At 45.4% G+C, this 17,594-nt stretch carries 9 protein-coding genes; 6 read left to right on the top strand and 3 right to left on the bottom strand.

What is annotated here, in order from left to right; all coding sequences use genetic code 11:
* Positions 1 to 164: 164 nt before the first annotated feature.
* Positions 165 to 521: a YibL family ribosome-associated protein gene (locus tag VIB_RS13825; RefSeq protein ID WP_004396826.1), complete on the top strand. Its 357-nt coding sequence runs from the start codon at positions 165 to 167 to the stop codon at positions 519 to 521.
* Positions 522 to 576: 55 nt separating this feature from the next.
* Here VIB_RS13825 and malT read toward each other — a convergent pair whose 3' ends face one another.
* Positions 577 to 3,285, bottom strand: coding sequence for an HTH-type transcriptional regulator MalT (gene malT / locus VIB_RS13820; protein ID WP_004396825.1), 2,709 nt, complete (start codon positions 3,283 to 3,285; stop codon positions 577 to 579).
* A gap of 494 nt (positions 3,286 to 3,779) precedes the next feature.
* Here malT and VIB_RS13815 point away from each other — a divergent pair, with 494 nt between their 5' ends.
* The 3 genes from VIB_RS13815 to glgB all read left to right on the top strand — a co-directional run bounded on the left by VIB_RS13815 (position 3,780) and on the right by glgB (position 11,010).
* Positions 3,780 to 6,233: a glycogen/starch/alpha-glucan phosphorylase gene (locus tag VIB_RS13815; protein WP_040905190.1), complete on the top strand. Its 2,454-nt coding sequence runs from the start codon at positions 3,780 to 3,782 to the stop codon at positions 6,231 to 6,233.
* A gap of 100 nt (positions 6,234 to 6,333) precedes the next feature.
* Complete coding sequence (malQ, locus tag VIB_RS13810) at positions 6,334 to 8,514, top strand: 4-alpha-glucanotransferase (RefSeq protein WP_004396823.1); 2,181 nt, start codon at positions 6,334 to 6,336, stop codon at positions 8,512 to 8,514.
* A gap of 297 nt (positions 8,515 to 8,811) precedes the next feature.
* Complete coding sequence (glgB, locus tag VIB_RS13805) at positions 8,812 to 11,010, top strand: 1,4-alpha-glucan branching protein GlgB (protein ID WP_004396822.1); 2,199 nt, start codon at positions 8,812 to 8,814, stop codon at positions 11,008 to 11,010.
* 273 nt (positions 11,011 to 11,283) lie between these two features.
* Here the strand turns inward: glgB and VIB_RS13795 are convergent, their stop codons facing one another.
* Positions 11,284 to 12,240: an AEC family transporter gene (locus VIB_RS13795; RefSeq protein ID WP_040905186.1), complete on the bottom strand. Its 957-nt coding sequence runs from the start codon at positions 12,238 to 12,240 to the stop codon at positions 11,284 to 11,286.
* A 288-nt stretch (positions 12,241 to 12,528) separates the two neighbouring features.
* Between VIB_RS13795 and VIB_RS13790 the strand changes: the two genes are divergently transcribed.
* Complete coding sequence (locus tag VIB_RS13790) at positions 12,529 to 13,917, top strand: SLC13 family permease (RefSeq protein WP_004396820.1); 1,389 nt, start codon at positions 12,529 to 12,531, stop codon at positions 13,915 to 13,917.
* A gap of 95 nt (positions 13,918 to 14,012) precedes the next feature.
* Here VIB_RS13790 and VIB_RS13785 read toward each other — a convergent pair whose 3' ends face one another.
* Entirely contained in the window at positions 14,013 to 14,636 is a 624-nt protein-coding gene (locus tag VIB_RS13785) for a DUF2057 family protein (protein ID WP_004396819.1), read from the bottom strand.
* A gap of 368 nt (positions 14,637 to 15,004) precedes the next feature.
* Here VIB_RS13785 and VIB_RS13780 point away from each other — a divergent pair, with 368 nt between their 5' ends.
* A complete protein-coding gene (locus VIB_RS13780) occupies positions 15,005 to 17,551 on the top strand; it encodes a glycosyl hydrolase family 18 protein (RefSeq protein WP_004396818.1) in 2,547 nt (848 codons plus the stop codon).
* The last annotated feature ends 43 nt before the right edge of the window (positions 17,552 to 17,594 follow it).

The following is a 17,594-nucleotide window of genomic DNA, read 5'->3' as shown; positions in this document are numbered from 1 at the left end:
TCGATATCACTTGCTCAAGAAGCTGGACTTTGTGGTCATCTGATGTTCACAGCGCTATATGGTGAGAGAAATCCAAGAGCAAGAATCGATGTTTTTGTATTTCAACACTCTGCCTCTCCTATGCTATAATCCGTGCCCATTTATCGGTAAGAGCCTTAAGCCCCATGAGTTTAAAAAACGATCTGCAAAAATTACACAGCCGCCTTGATACTTGTTCTCATAAGTTAGAATCGGCCAAGACTCGCGGTGATAGCGCTATGGTGAGTAAGTTTACGGATGAAGTTGATCAGTTGACCAAACAAATTAATAGTTTGAAGAACAAAGCAGAGTATGAGCTAAACAAAGAGCGCAAAATGCTGGCGGATATGCCGTTTTATCGTGAGTTGACTAAAGAAGAGCAGGCCGATTTAGGGAAACTGAAAAAATCCGTTAAAGGGCTGGTTATTGTTCATCCTACCACCAAAATTGGTAAAGCCTTACGGGTCGAAGTGATGACTGGTTTTGCGCCTAAACCATTTTAATCGACGGTCGGCCTACTTGTTATAATCCAATCAGTAGGCCGAGGTTCGAGATATTTTAATATCCCATTAACTGTAATAAGTTTTCTGCGGTATGCATCGCTTCTTTACGGTTGGCGATATTCAGTTTTTGATACAGGTTACGAATATGCGTTTTGATGGTCGTCCCTGCCACATCAAGCTCTTGAGCAATCTGCTCATTACTAAAGCCTGAATAAATTAACCCAAGCACTTGCCACTCACGTTGAGTGAGCGGACTGGTTCTAACCAGCTCAGGGATATTGGGATGGTTAATCAGCTTTTCGACAAATTCTTCATCAAAATGAATGGAGCGACTGCGCTGAGAGGTTGATATCTCCTTAATCAATAGCTGGGCGCGATGGCGCTCTAAATCCCCTAATTCTCCGCGGTGAACCATTTTTTCCAGTAAATGGCCAATTTTTTGTCCATCGATCAGGAAATTACCCACCATGCCCGTTTGATTGGTGAGGCGTAGAGCCTCTTTGAGCTTATCACGAGCGAGTTCATCATCATTGCCGAGCGCGGCGAGCGTGGCTTCAACAATTAAGTTGCGATTTAAGTCGGTCAGTAGTTGGTACTCACTCGCTTGCTGTTGTAAAAATGCTAAGGTTTGTTTCGCTTCCGGATACTGTTCGAGGCAAATTTGTGCGCGAGCAATATTGCGCCATTGCAGTTGGAAAAAATGGTTATAAGCTTTTTCTGGTCGATGGGTAGTGGTCAACCAATGTTCTATCGCGGTTTTATCCCCACGAGCTTGCCAATACAATAATAACGATAATGAGGCGTTCGCCGTCCAGTCGACATGATACTGTGATTGTTTGATCAGGTGATGGACTTGCTCGATATAACGCCCGGCTTTATCCAGTTCTCCACGGCCAACCGCGATACGTGCCAACATTGAATAACTGTGTAAATGTTGACTCGGTGAATGTTGACCAAGCACTTCTAACCCCTTGTGGGCACACTCTTCTGCTTCATCTAAACGATTCCAACACCAGAGAATTTGGGCGCGAATACGCAGTAAAAACTCATGTAAGGGAACTTGGTGTAAATGCTGCTCCTCCACCAGCTTGAAGGCGTTATCTTGCACTTCGAAAGCCGCTTGCACGTAGCCCTGAGCAATTAAGATTTCGCTCTGTTGCAATAAGGCCCAGAGCGCTTGATGGTAGACTTGATATTGCCGTGCCAGTTTTTCGGTTTGTTGCATCATTGATAGCGCACGACTGAGGTGACCAAGAACGTGGTTCACTTCTCCAACAACCGATGTGGCAACAATGCGGCTTCGATACACGGTGCTGTCTAATTGGCTTAATGCCAGTTCAGCGAGGGTTAAGGCTTTCTCGGGCTCATTTTTGTTGATCGCGACTTGAGCCAATAGCGCATTAAACTCACCTTGCTGTTTACTACTGAGTTCGACGTTCAGCGCTTGCATCTCTTTTTCTGCCTGTTCAAGCATCGCGCCTACGGTATCGTAGCGATGTTGGCTTTGTGCCAACCAAGCTTGCAGTAAACAGAGTTTGGGTTCTTTATAAAGCTGTTGTGGCGCGAGGAGATTAATTGCCGACTCAAGGACATTAAGCTCACCTTGGTTGAACATTTTCCAACCATGTTGAGTCAAAATACTCGCTAAAAGATCGGTATCCTGCGCTAAGTTAGCATGACGTAAAGCTTGATGTGGGGTAGAGGCTTCAAGCCAGGCGCGCGCGGCGGAGCGATGTAATTCTTGCTCTTGCTGAGGGATCCGTGCCATGCGTTGATGGGCAAGAAATTCAGCAAATAAATTATGAAAGCGATACCAGTTGTGATCACCTTCTAATGGATAGATAAACAGACCATACCGATTGAGTGATTCAATCATACTTAGGGCATCGTCTCGTTGTGTTAAGGCGCTGACTAAGCTGTCGTTAAAGTGATCCAATACCGAGCACTGCATCAGAAAGTGGCGTGTTTCTTTATCCAGTAAATCAAACACTTCTTCAACTAAGTAATCCCATAAATGGGCATGGTTAAAATGAGCGACCGATTCAACCGACTGGGCTAAGGTGCGCTTTTGATGTTGTGCTTGTAAGGCGATAAGTTGTAATGCTGAAGGCCAACCTTCAACATAATTACGCAGGTTGAGGGCGGTGACGTCATCAATACCTTCCACGACACGCTGGTTGAAAAAACGCGTGGTCTCTTCGGTATCAAACGCCAGCAACTCATTACCTATCTCTATCATTAAATCACGTACACGCAGATTCGCTGTGCCCAGCGGCGGTGTCATGCGGCTGGTGACGACTAGGGTGAGATTATCTGGCATATGTTTCAGGAAAAAGCGCATCGCTTCGTGAATCTCATCATCACTGATCAGATGATAATCATCCAACACGACAAAGCATTCTTGATCAAACTGAGAAATCTCAGCAAAAACTTCGCTAAACAGTGAGTGGGGCGATGAAAATTGGCGTCGTTCTGCCAATTTTTGCGCATTAGGGCAGCTTTGTTGAGTCGCTTTATTCATCGCTTGCAGTAAGTAATTCATGAAGCGAAAAGGATCATTATCACTTTCATCAATACTGTACCAGCCGACATTCGGTTTATCGGCAAGCCATTGAGCGGCCATGGTGGTTTTGCCATAACCCGCTGGAGAGCGGAAAAGGACCAACTTATAACAAGGGGCCTTTTGCAGGAGTTCTAAAACGCGCGGACGGACAATAGCGTTGTGTAGCCGTCCTGGGCGAGTTAATTTCGATGGAATCCACATGATATTTGTCCCGTCATCGTTAATGACAGGGATGTTACTGGAACTTGCCGCAGACTGTTATTGATCCCAGACGACTTTCTTGCCAAATTCACAGTTCTTCACTAACTACGCCCCTATTATGTGATGCTTGTCACTTATTGGTGAGGTGAATAACCCTGATATTTATCTCTTGCACACGAGATACGCTGCAAATTAAGCAACAGAAAATAATGTCATGTGATCATTGTTGCATTTTGAGTAAATGTTTATCTAGCTGTCCGGGTTTTGTAAAAAGAGACCACTATGCTCACTAAACGCGTTGCTGTGATCGTTATCACTCATCGTTTGTTTCTCTGTTTGATCGATGAGAGACAGATCACCTCTACGAGGCTATCGCTGCATCTACGCCCTTGCTTCTCATCCTAATTTGCCATTTCAGTGGGAGGATGTTTTGCGGAAAGAGGCAATGCACGATAGACCACAGATGGATTAAAACCGAAAAGTGAGATTTCTCAATGAAACCTACGCAACAGAAAACTTTTGATAAAGCATTATTTCAAGCAAACGTGAAACGCCACCTTACCGCGACCTATGCGACGACGATTGAACATGCTTCTAGCCGAGTATGGTATTTAGCAATGGGTCAAGCGCTAGCGGAATTGACCACGTTTGATCTACTTGAAACAGAGCAAGACCCACGAATTGTTAACGCGAAAAGTGTTAACTACCTTTCACTTGAATTCTTAATTGGGCGACTAACAGGCAATAACCTGATCAGCATGGGCTTGTATGAGCAGGTTGGCCAAGCAATGAGTGAACTTGGACAGAACCTGACGGATTTACTAGAAGAAGAACGCGATCCGTCATTAGGTAATGGCGGTTTAGGTCGTTTAGCCGCTTGTTTTATGGACTCGTGTGCTGCGCAAGAGTATCCAACCGTCGGCTATGGTTTGCATTATGAGTACGGTTTGTTTAAACAATCGTTTGAGGATGGACATCAAAAAGAAGCGCCGGATGCTTGGTGTGGAATTGAAGGCTATCCATGGGAAGTCGCTCGTCCTGACATTAAACAAGAAATTGGCTTTTATGGTCATGTCGAAGTCTACCACGATCAAGGTAAAGAGAAGCGCCGCTGGGTACCGGGCATGTTGGTACAAGCGATGCCGTGGGATCTGCCTATTGTGGGCTACCAGAGTGAAACCGTTTACCCGTTGCGTCTTTGGGAATGTCGTGCCATTGCACCGTTCTCATTAGAGAGCTTTAATAATGGTAACTATTTTGAAGCGCAGCACGCGCTGATTGATGCGGGTAATATCACCAAAGTACTTTATCCTAATGACAACCACGAAAAAGGCAAAACGCTACGTTTGATGCAGCAATATTTCCACAGTGCGGCTTCAGTGCGTGATATTTTGCGTCGTCATCAAGCGGCTGGTTTCTCGCTACAAGACTTACCAAAATATGAAACCATTCAGTTAAATGATACCCATCCAACCATCGCCATTCCTGAATTAATGCGCATTTTCATTGATGAGCATGATTTGACTTGGGAAGCGGCGTGGGAAATCAGTTCAAAAACGTTTGCTTACACTAACCATACGTTATTACCAGAAGCCTTAGAAACGTGGAGTGAATCGTTAATCCAACGCTTGTTACCTCGTCATATGGAGATCATTTACGAGATCAACCATCGCTTCTTACAAGACGTTCGTGCTAAATGGCCTGGTGATGTAACCAAACAGCAAAAATTATCGATCATTCAAGAAGGTTTCCACCGCATGGTGCGTATGGCTAACTTGTGTGTTGTCGGGTCGTATGCCGTCAATGGTGTTGCTGCCTTACACTCTGCGTTAGTGCAACGGGATCTGTTTCCCGAATTCGTTGAGCTTTACCCTGGTAAGATCCAAAACGTGACAAATGGGGTGACCCCTCGCCGCTGGTTAAAATTCTGTAACCCAGGATTAACCGCATTGATCACCGAGAAGATTGGTGACCAATGGCCTGCGGATTTAGAACAGCTTAAAGAGATTGCCAAGTATGCTGATGATAAAGCGTTTCAAAAGCAGTTTATGGCCGTTAAGAAAGCCAATAAACAACGTTTGGCTGACTGGGTAAGCGACAATATGGGTATTGAGCTTGATACCAACGCTATCTTTGATGTCCAGATCAAACGTTTACACGAATACAAACGTCAGCATCTGAATATGTTGCACATTCTTTCGCTCTATCATCGCTTATTGAACGATCCAAAATTTGATATGCAGCCACGCGTGGTGTTCTTTGCTGCGAAAGCGGCGCCGGGTTATCACCTTGCTAAAGAAATTATTTATGCGCTGAACAAGATTGCGGAGAAAGTGAATAACGATCCTCGTGTGAATCACAAACTTAAAGTGGTATTTATTCCTGATTATCGTGTCAGCATGGCGGAAATCATTATTCCGGCAGCCGATGTGTCTGAGCAAATCTCTACCGCAGGTAAAGAGGCATCAGGTACCGGTAATATGAAAATGGCACTGAATGGTGCGTTAACCATCGGTACGATGGATGGCGCAAACGTAGAAATTCGTGAAGAAGTTGGTGATGAGAATATCTACATCTTTGGTTTGGATGTTGATGGCGTTGAATCGTTGAAAGCACGCGGCTACAACCCTTACGATTATTATCAAGCCGATCCACTGTTGAAAGCGTCAATGGATTTACTGCTGGGCGATGAGTTTACACCAGGTGCTCCGGGACAGCTGCGCGCGACTTATGACAGTTTACTGGATGGCGGAGACCCTTACCTCGTACTGGCCGATTTTGCTTCTTACATTCAAGCTCATGAAGCGATGGACAAGCAATATCGTGATCAAGCTGGCTGGGCGAAAAAAGCCATTTTGAATACCGCGCTGGTGGGTAAATTCAGCTCAGACCGTAGTATTCGAGATTACGTGAATAACATTTGGAAATTAAAAGCGGTTAAACGCTAATTAACCGACTATCCGGCCAAGGAAACCCTTGGCTGGATAACTCTTTTCTTATACACCCTACATGATTTTTGAGGGGTAAGCAGTCCCTTCGGAGAAAGCGATGAAAGAACATAATGCATTAAAACAAGTCGCAGAGATGGCAAGAATTGCCGATAGCTATGTCAGCGCTTGGGGAGACGAGGCCACCGTTTCAGACGACACTATTCGTCGTCTTTTGGCGTCTTTGGGGTACGATACAACCAATGATCAAACGTTATTAGCGTCAGCTCAGAAAAAACATAAAAAAGATGTCTTGGATCCTGTGTTGGTGATCTCAGAAGGGGATGCGGTTGAAGTTCCACTGTACCTAGGTGTCAGCGCTCGGGAAAGTGAATTTAATTGGCGGATAGAAACCGAGCAGGGAGAAGTACTTGAAGGCTATCTTCAATCACAAATTGTTCGTGATGAACGTGCAGAGGGTGGCCCTTTAGTGTTTGCGTTGCCAAGCGGTTTGGCGTGGGGATATCATACGTTATTGGTTACTCGTAAGCGGCGCAAAGCACCGTATACGATGACGCTGATCATCACGCCGCGAGCGTGTTTTAAGCAACCTGCTTTGGTTCAAGGTAAAAAACTGTGGGGACCAAGCATTCAGCTCTACACCTTACGTACCCAACACAACTGGGGGATGGGCGATTTTGGCGATCTCAAGCAGCTAGTGGCTGATATCGCTTCGCGTGGCGGTGATTTTGTGGGTTTAAACCCGATTCATTCGCTATTTCCTGCTAACCCTGAAGGGGCCAGCCCTTATAGCCCTTCTTCACGTCGCTGGCTAAATATCCTGTATATCGATGTTAGCTCGGTACCTGAGTTTGCACTCAGTGCCGAAGCTCAGCAACAAGTCGGTAGTCAGGATTTTCAGCAACGTTTACAAAAAGTTCGTGAAACTCACTGGGTTAATTATACCGAAGTGGCAGAGCTTAAAATGAGTGTCTTGCCGTTACTGTTTAATGAGTTTAAGCGCCGCCATTTGGATAATAATACCGATCGCGCGCGTGCCTTCTTAGCTTTTGTCGAGCAAGGTGGCGAAAGTCTTGTTCACCAAGCCGCGTTCGATGCACTGCACACGGATTTGCATGCACAAGATAGCCAAGTGTGGGGGTGGCCAGTTTTCCCTGAAAAATACCGTCACTTTGATAATGCGGCGGTGCAAAAGTACATTGAAGAACATCGTGAGCGTGTTCATCTTTATATGTATTTGCAATGGGTCGCCGATACACAAATTAATGAAGTACAAGCATTAGCTGATGAAAAAGGCATGGCGGTTGGTTTATATCGCGATCTCGCCGTGGGAGTCGCTGACTCTGGCGCTGAAACGTGGGCAGATAACGGCAGCTTAGTTTTGGATGCCAGTATTGGCGCGCCACCGGATGTGCTAGGTCCTTTGGGGCAAAATTGGGGCTTACCGCCACTTAATCCACAAACCTTACACGCCACGGCTTACGATGCTTACATCAAGTTGCTCCGTGCCAACATGAAACATTGTGGTGCGTTACGGATTGATCATGTGCTTGGTTTATTGCGTTTGTGGTGGATCCCGAAAGGTGAAAATGCCACTCAAGGTGCTTACATTTACTATCCAGTTAAAGATATGTTGGCTATTTTGGCGCTCGAATCACACCGTCACCAGTGTAGTGTGATCGGTGAAGATTTAGGTACCGTTCCTGATGAAATCGTCGCATTGCTGCGCGATGCAGGGGTGCACTCTTACAAAGTCTTTTTCTTTGAAACGTCAAAAGAAGACGGTGGGTTTATTTCTCCGACTCATTATGCAGAGCAATCGATGGCGGCATTATGTACTCATGATATGCCAACGTTACGTGGTTTTTGGCACTGTGATGACTTAAAAATGGGCCGCGAGATTGGTTTGTATCCTGATGAAGCGCAACTGCAAGAGCTGTTTACGGATCGTTTGAAATGTAAGCAAGGCATACTGAATTCGGTTGATTGGCACGGTTACTTACCAGCAAGCATTGGACGTGATGCTCAGTTAGTTCCTATGGACTCTTACTTAAGTGAAGCATTGCAACTGCACGTTGCGGCGGGTTCTTCCGCGTTACTCAGCGTTCAGTTAGAAGATTGGCTGGAAATGGATAAGCCCGTCAATATTCCAGGTACCGTAAATGAGTATCCTAACTGGCGTCGTAAGCTATCGATGAACTTAGATGAGATTTTTGCCCGCGACGATGTTAATCGTATTGCGACTAAATTGACCCAGATTCGCGCGAAAGCGAGCCAATAATAAACCGGAGTAGCCGCCTTTGGGCGGCGATGATACTGGCGTTGTTCACTCATCACTGTGCCGTTTCTGTCGATAATACGGCATCTTTTTGAGTTAAGGTTAAGAAATAAACGCTAGGTCACTCCATGTTTTTACAGGGTTAGTTAAGATGTATCAGGCTAAATGATCGAATAAATTCCGAGTGTCTACTACAGCACAAATCGGATCTGTCAAACTCAAGGTCATGGATGCCATGCTAGCAAGCCCGCACTTAGCGGGCATTTTTCCTTTTGAGAGTCTTGGTTAGGAGTAAGTATATTGAACCCCGTAAAAAAGAAACCGCTGAAAAAAATCGTTAAGTTACAGCAGACCTATCAACAATTATTGCATGCTGCGTGTGCCGATCCCTTTGCCTTTCTTGGCCCTTATCTTCCACAAGAGCAAGGGGCACTGCGGGTATGGCTTCCTAATGCAGATAAGGTTGAGCTGCTCTTAGAAGGGCAACCAAGAATCGCCTTAGAGCGTGATGAGTTCGATGGGTTTATTCTTAAATCCGATCATGATCTGCGGTTTACCCATTACCAGCTGGCGGTCGATTGGGCCGGCACAGAGCAAATCATTGATGACCCTTACCAATATCATTCCTTATATGCTGAATTTGAACAGCTGCATACGCCCAAGCAGATGTACCATCATATGGGAGCACAATTTGTTACCTTAGAGCGTGATGGACATCAGATCAGCGGCACTCGTTTTTTAGTCTATGCGCCTCATGCTTCAGCTTGCAGTTTAATCGGTGCTTTTAACCACTGGGATGGGCGTCGCCATCCGATGCAACGCCTTGATTATGGTATCTGGGGATTATTTATTCCTAATTTACCCGAAGGAACACAATACAAATTCGAACTGAAAGGTCCTCATGGGGAAGGCTTACCTCATAAGGCCGATCCATGGGGTTGCTATGCTGAGCAGTATCCTTCTTTAGCTTCCGTGACTTACGATCATCGCCGCTATCAATGGCAAGATACTCAATGGCAACAGCGCCCCATTTCCGAAAAGCGCAAACAAGCACTGTCTTTTTACGAGTTGCATCCGGGGTCTTGGAAGCGCGGTGAAGATGGGCGCTTTTTAACTTATCGTGAATTGGCTGATCAGCTAGTACCTTATCTGGTGGATATGGGCTATACCCACGTAGAGTTAATGCCAGTTTCTGAGCATCCCTTTTATGGGTCTTGGGGATATCAGCCGATAGGGTTATTCGCTCCAACCAGTCGTTATGGCACGCCGGATGATTTTAAATATTTTGTCGATCAGTGCCATCAGGCGCAAATTGGAGTGGTGCTAGACTGGGTTCCTGCCCATTTTCCATCCGATTCCCATGGGTTAGCGAATTTTGATGGTACGCCGCTGTATCACGATCCTGATCCTCGCCGTGGCTGGCATCAAGATTGGAATTCCTATATTTATGATTTAGGCCGTGAACATGTGCGCCGCTTCTTAGTGTCTAACGCGCTCTATTGGTTTGAGATGTTCCATATTGATGGCATACGAGTCGATGCTGTTGCTTCTATGCTTTATCTCGATTACTCGCGTAGCCATGATCAATGGATCCCGAACGTTGATGGGGGACGTGAAAATTACGACGCGATTGCGATGTTGAAATGGATGAATGAAGAAGTGTATAAGCATTTCCCTAATGCCATGACCATTGCTGAAGAGTCAACGGCTTTCCCTGGCGTTTCTGCCCCAACCTTTGTTGGGGGGTTAGGCTTTGGCTTTAAGTGGAATATGGGGTGGATGCACGATAGCCTTTCTTATATCAAAGAAGATCCGGTGCATCGTAAATATCATCACAACACTTTAACCTTCCCATTAATTTATGCCTTTAGTGAAAACTATGTCTTATCGCTGTCACACGATGAAGTGGTGTACGGTAAGCAGTCATTGATTTACAAAATGCCCGGTGATGAATGGCAGCAAACTGCGAATATGCGTGCCTATTTGGGTTACATGTATGGTCAACCAGGTAAGAAACTTAACTTTATGGGCGCTGAATTCGCACAAACGGGGGAGTGGAACCACGATGATCAACTGCAATGGTTTTTGTTGGAGTTTGAGCGTCATAAAGGGGTACAAAACTTAGTCCGCGATTTGAACCACTTGTATCGTACACACAGCGCGCTGCACGAACTGGATTGTGATCCTCAAGGGTTTGAATGGCGTCTACAAGATGCGGCTGATGCGAGCATTATCGCTCATGAGCGGATCAATAGTGCAGGTGAGCGCGTGTTGGTGATCACCAATTTTACGCCAGTACCGCACGAAGCGTTTCGTTTAGGTGTCCCTGTCTCGGCCACTTATCAATTGCTCTTGAATACGGATGAAAAGCGATATGGCGGGAGTGGTTTTGACGTTTTATCGGTCGTCAACAGCGATCGTGTGCCGAGCGAAGGGTTAGCACAATCACTGCGGTTACGTATTCCACCGTTAGCGACGTTATTTTACAAACTGAATTAGCAAAAAAAAAAGCCAGTCGCAATTGGGCGGCTGGCTATCTATTTGTGAACAAAATATTCACTAACAACGTCAGTTGGCTAGGTGACCCTCGGCTTAAAAGGGTCACTTATTACAATACAATTACCGTGCCAATATTTTTTGGTGACAAAACCAGCAAAATCGGCTGATTTTCGCAGTTTTATAGCGTCGTGTTTCATAATTGCATTTGCAAATTGCAATTGAGAGGCAGTTCGCAAAAAATCCGCCTCATTCAACATCCTTACATTACGTTCATCAAATAAGCGCCAAGCTTGAGAGTAAGAAAATCCCTAAGGTACAACTGATAAAAGAAAACACCGTCGTTAAGGCGATAATGTTTGCAGCGAGTGGTGCATTTCCTCCCATCGCTCTCGCCATGACATAGCTTGCGGCAGCGGTTGGTGCTCCAGTCATTAATAGAATAATCCCGACATCCATACCCCGAAAGCCAAACCATAATGCAGCGCTGGTGATCAACAGCGGTGACCAAAGCAGTTTGTAGCGAGTCGCAAACCAAGTCGATCGGGAATCATTTTTTAGTGATTGGATATTCAGTGAGCCACCGGTGCAGAGCAAAGCAAGAGGCAGAGTCATGTTGGCAAAATAGTGTCCTGCTTCGCTGATCATAGTAGGGATCGGTAGCGCTATCGCATAACACAACACCCCAAGTAGGATAGCGATAATCAACGGGTTCTTCGTCAATGTTTTGAGTATCGTTGTGAGTGCTTTTGTGCCTTGAGCTTCGCCTTTTGGTGTTAAGGCGATCACCGCTTGAATATTATATAAGACAGTGGTTGTTGCGACATAAATTGCGGCTAATGCGACGCCACTATTGCCGTATAAATTCGCGACGTATGCCAAGCCTATGATTGCGGTATTGGCTCGAAAGCCGCCTTGAATGATCACGCCTTGATCTTGAGGATGATGAAATTGTCGCTGAGTCATCCAGCAGGTAAACAAGAAAAAAATAAAATTGGCAATGAGCCCAAAAACAATCAAGGACAGACTGGAAGAGAAGTCATGCTCGGCTCCGACAATACTGAGAAAAAGCATCGCCGGGAGTGTGACTTGAAAAACCAGTTTTGAGGCAACATCAATAAAATTATCGTTAATCAACTGCACACGCTTGAGTAATACCCCCAACAGTAACATTAAACAAATCGGGCCGGTAATGGAGGCTGAAAATTGCAGTTGGGTGATGAGCGCTTGCATGATGGACCTTCCAATGGAGAGAGTTTTCATTCTTTCATAGATAAGCAAGAGCGAGAATAGCCAATCCATAAAATCTCTCTTTTGCTAAGGGGGAACCTTTGTTTAAGTCACGCTTTGTTGTGCAAACTTTGTTAATGATTTTCGTGCTGAGAAGCGCATTCATTTCAAGCTGTTAAATTGTTGCCCATAGTTTTGATAAGGTTAACAATTTCGCAATAATAATTATCCTCTCGTTTGAATCTATGGGATCATATTGGCTGCCGTTTGGCCCGATAAGGAAAAATAATAATGAATCGAAACGAGAATGTCCCATTGCCCAACAATACCCGAGAATGGTTATTCAACCGCAACAGCTTGATTGTGTTAGCGGATATTGCCCTGTTTTTTATCCTACTGAATACCTTACCTTTTGCCCCTAATGTCGTCCTTGGATTGAGCATTTTAGCGTTTATCGCTGTGCTATGGTTAACCGAAGCATTGCATGTCACGGTAACTGCGATTTTAGTGCCGATATTAGCGGTGATATTTGGAGTATTTGAAACTCAGGCTGCACTGAATAGTTTTGCTAACTCGATCATCTTTCTATTTTTAGGCGGATTTGCGTTAGCGGCCGCGATGCATCGTCAAGGGCTGGATAAAGTCATTGCTGATAAAGTGTTAATACTGGCACGTGGGCGCTTTAGTGTCGCGGTGTTCATGCTGTTTGGTGTCACGGCTGGTCTGTCAATGTGGATCAGTAATACGGCCACGGCGGCGATGATGCTACCTTTAGTGCTTGGTATTTTAAGTAAAGTTGACCAAGACAAAGGCCATAATACTTATGTATTTGTGCTGTTAGGTATTGCTTATAGTGCCAGTATCGGTGGTATTGCAACGATTGTTGGTAGTCCTCCGAATGCGATTGCCGCCGCTCAAGTGGGGTTATCCTTCTCTGAGTGGATGCAGTTTGGTTTGCCGACGACTATCGTCATGTTACCTATTGCTATGTTGCTACTTTATTGGATGCTTAAACCCGATCTAAAAGGGCAGTTCGAGCTCAATCACGAGACAGTGAGTTGGGATAAAGGGAAAGTGGTGACTTTGGCCATTTTTGCCTTGACCGTCTCATTGTGGATATTCAGTAAACCGGTTAATGAACTTCTCGGTGGTTTTAAAAGCTTTGATACGATCGTCGCCTTAGGCGCGATTGTTCTGGTCTGTTTTGCACGAGTAGTTCACTGGAAAGATATTGAAAAAACCGCCGACTGGGGTGTATTACTGCTGTTTGGTGGTGGTATCTGTCTCAGTAATATTCTTAGACAGACCGGAACCAGCGTGTTTCTGGCCAATGAACTGAGCTCGATGATTTCAGAGTTAAATATTTTACTGATTATTATCGTGATTGCGGCTTTTGTGGTGTTTTTAACGGAGTTTGCCAGTAATACGGCCAGTGCCGCGTTATTAATTCCGGTGTTTGCTGGTGTTGCTGAAGCTTTAGGTGTTTCACCCGTGATACTGTCGGTGTTGATTGCGATAGCGGCATCGTGTGCCTTCATGCTCCCTGTGGCAACGCCACCGAATGCGATTGTGTTTGCGACCGGGCACATTAAACAGAGTGAAATGATGCGAGTTGGGATGGCATTGAACATCGCTTGTATTGTGATTTTATCAGCGATTGCGATGTTATTCTGGAATTAATCAGCACCGCTCATCATCTCTGCTGTTGAAAACAATAAAACCCCAAGTTTATCTCTGAATACTTGGGGTTTTATTATGGGCGAATATCGCGATGGTTACTGATTAATAAAGCGTTTGAACTTTTCTTGAGTGGCAGCATCAGCCTTGTTGTACCAGAAATACAGCATCTCTTCGGCGGTATTATCGATCGCCTGTGGGGCTTTTATGTTGTTGGAGACTGAAGTGGTGGTGACGATGGCTGCGGGGCCTCCTGCACGATTGTATTCCAACAATTCTTGTTGATAGTTACGCCCTATTTGCATCCCGGGTTTGATCAGTCGATCTTGCTGGAGAGCAACAGACTGCCCGTTAGAATCTTGCAGTGACCAAGTCAGATGACGGATATTGTTTTCCGCGTCAACGGCGTTACGGTAGGTTGGTAGACCAAAGGTTAGATTGGTCTCTTGCGCAGAAAAAGTCGCAACAATCACTTCACTTTCTACTTGAATACGATCATTACCTTGTGTGAAATAAGGCTGGTATCGGAAGACGATCTGTTGCTGTCCATCTTCTAAGGTTAATGTTTTCTTTGCAGAAAAAAAACCGCCAGAAACTGCAGGTTTCTCTCCATTAACCACCAACATATTAATACTATCAGGAATATCAATGGTGACTTTAGCTAGGGTTGCGGCACTAAAAACAATCGCAAAAAGACACGATAATGGCTTGATGGCATTCATCTATTTTATCCTATTGATTACTTGAAGAAGGGAAGACTGTCAGGGTGCCGCTTGTCCGCGATAAAAGCAAGTTTTCACATCGGCAATCAGTGAGCGTTCATCAAAACATCATCTTTCGATTCGCTTCAATATACGCTCACCGATCCTCAATATGAAACGATGCGAGCATAGTCCAAAATAGCCGTTTTTCTACTCTATACGATAGAAAATCCGTTTTTTTGGCTGAAGATTGCCTTTAGCATGTAACACGTTGAATGTGTTCCATTCATTGCTCGTTGTGCCTCGTAAACTCTGGAACTCCATTTTTCAAACGCTCACAAGTATCAAATACTGTCTCAGATGTTTAATCAACCATAAGAGAGACAGATATGAAGCGTACTATTCTGTGTTCGGCGGGGATGGCTTTTGCCTTATCGCTAAGTAGCACGGTAATTGCAGCGCCAAGCGCGCCAAGTATTGATGTATATGGATCAAATAACCTGCAGTTTTCTAAAATACAGTTAGCAATGGAAACGACCGCGGGCTATCACCAAATGGTGCAATATCGTGAACAAGCGCCGATCTCGATTACCTTTAATCAATGGAGCGGTGAACGCGGGCATACTTATAAAATTTTATTTGATGGTGTGGAAGTGGCTTCTGGGCCGATCAGCGGGAGTCAAACCACCGCCAACTTCACCTATGATAAAGGTGGCCGTTATCAACTCCAAGTTGCAGCCTGTGATGATTCTGGGTGTACGACCAGTGCGCCAGCAGAGTTAATTCTGGCTGATACCGATGGTTCACACCTTGAACCTCTGACCATGAACGTTGATCCGAATAATAAATCCTATTCATTGGACCCAGATACCGTCGTTGGTACCTATTTCGTTGAGTGGGGCATTTATGGTCGTAATTATACGGTGGATAATATTCCTGCCCATAACTTAACGCATATCTTGTATGGTTTTATCCCTATTTGTGGTCCGAATGAGTCGGTCAAATCGGTCGGTGGTAATAGTTATAATGCCTTGATGACCGCCTGTCAGGGGGTACCTGATTACGAAGTGGTGATCCACGACCCTTGGGCGGCATACCAGAAAAGTTTTCCTCAAGCAGGACATCAGTACAGTTCGCCGATCAAAGGTAACTATGCGATGTTAATGGCACTCAAGCAGCGTTATCCCGACTTAAAAATCTTGCCATCGGTTGGCGGATGGACGCTATCCGATCCTTTCTATGATTTCACGGATAAAGCAAAACGCGATACGTTCGTGGCATCGATGAAACGTTTTTTACAGACATGGAAGTTTTATGACGGTATCGATATTGATTGGGAATTCCCCGGTGGCAATGGCGCGGCCCCCGATTTAGGCGATCCGATCAATGATGGACCGGCTTATATAGCCTTAATGCAAGAGCTACGAGTGATGTTGGATGAACTTGAAGCGGAGACCGGTCGTTCTTACGAGCTCACTTCTGCGATAGGTGTCGGTTTCGATAAAATAGAAAAAGTCGATTATGGTCAGGCAATTCAATATATGGATTATATCTTTGCGATGACCTACGATTTTTATGGTGGTTGGAATAACGTCCCTGGTCATCAAACGGCACTGTATTGCGGTAACTTTATGCGCCCAGGTCAGTGTGATGGAACAGGCATTGATGAAAACGGTGAACCGTATAAAGGCCCTGCTTACACCGCGGATAACGCAATTCAATTATTGCTAGCCCAAGGTGTACCAGCCAATAAGCTTGTTCTTGGGGCTGCGATGTATGGTCGAGGTTGGCAAGGTGTGATGCCTGCTTCGTTGACCGATCCTACCGATCCGATGACAGGGGTTGCGACCGGCAAATTAACGGGCTCAACAGCGCAGGGAGTCTGGGAAGATGGTGTCATTGATTATAAGGGCCTTAAAGCGTATATGATTGGTGATAATAACCAAGGGATTAATGGCTTTGAATACGGTTATGATGCCCAAGCCGAAGCTCCTTGGGTATGGAATCGCACCACAGGGGAATTGGTCACGTTTGACGATCCGCGCTCGATTAAAGCCAAAGGGGCTTATGTTCGTCAGCTAGGTTTAGCCGGTTTATTCTCATGGGAAATTGATGCGGATAACGGCGATATTCTTAATGCCAAGCATGAAGGGCTTGCTCAAGGATCGAACCCACCAGTTAATCGCGCTCCGATTGCTGATGCAGGTATGGCACAAACTGTTATCGCTCCAGCGACCGTAACCTTAGATGGCAGCGCTTCCAAAGATACCGATGGCACGATTGCCAGCTATTACTGGGAACAAATTGCTGGGCCAACCGTGCAACTCAGTGATGCGAATCAAGCTCAGGCGAGTTTTTCGATTGGTGAAGTCACTCAAACCGAAACCTTACGTTTTAAGTTAACCGTAACAGACAATGAGGGAGCGAGTGGTTCCGCAACGGTTCAAATTACCGTTAAAGCCGAAGACGGTGGTGTGGAAAATACGCCTCCCGTTGCGATTGTCTCTGCGCCTTCTGAAGTGAGAGCTGGTGAGCAAGTGTTGGTTGATGCTTCGGCATCTTATGATGCGCAGCAAGAGACGCTGAGCTTTGATTGGCAAGTACCAACTGGACTGGAAGTACAGATCAATGGCAGTCAACTGAGCTTCACCGCGGGTTCTTATTCCGTTGATACCACGCTTAACTTTACGGTAACGGTCAGTGATGGTGAGTTGAGTAGCTCAGCATCCGTTTCAGTCATCGTTTTAGCGACCAGCAATAATGATCAATGTGACAATCTATGGAATGCCTCTGCCGTTTATGTCGGTGGCAACCAAGTAACATGGGCTGGTAAAGTGTGGGAAGCCAAATGGTGGACACAAGGGGATAATCCCGCTCAGTCAGGTGCTTGGGGGGTATGGAAAGAGATAGGTGTTGCGGACTGCGCTACCCAATAATGTCTCATTACTTCTCAATGAGTGACATTGATCGGTAGATTGA

Origin of the sequence: Vibrio metschnikovii CIP 69.14, assembly GCF_000176155.1 — a bacterium.
GTDB classification, from domain to species: Bacteria; Pseudomonadota; Gammaproteobacteria; order Enterobacterales; family Vibrionaceae; genus Vibrio; species Vibrio metschnikovii.
The sequence above is the reverse complement of the archived record's forward strand: the minus strand, read 5'-3'. Positions and strand labels throughout refer to the sequence as shown.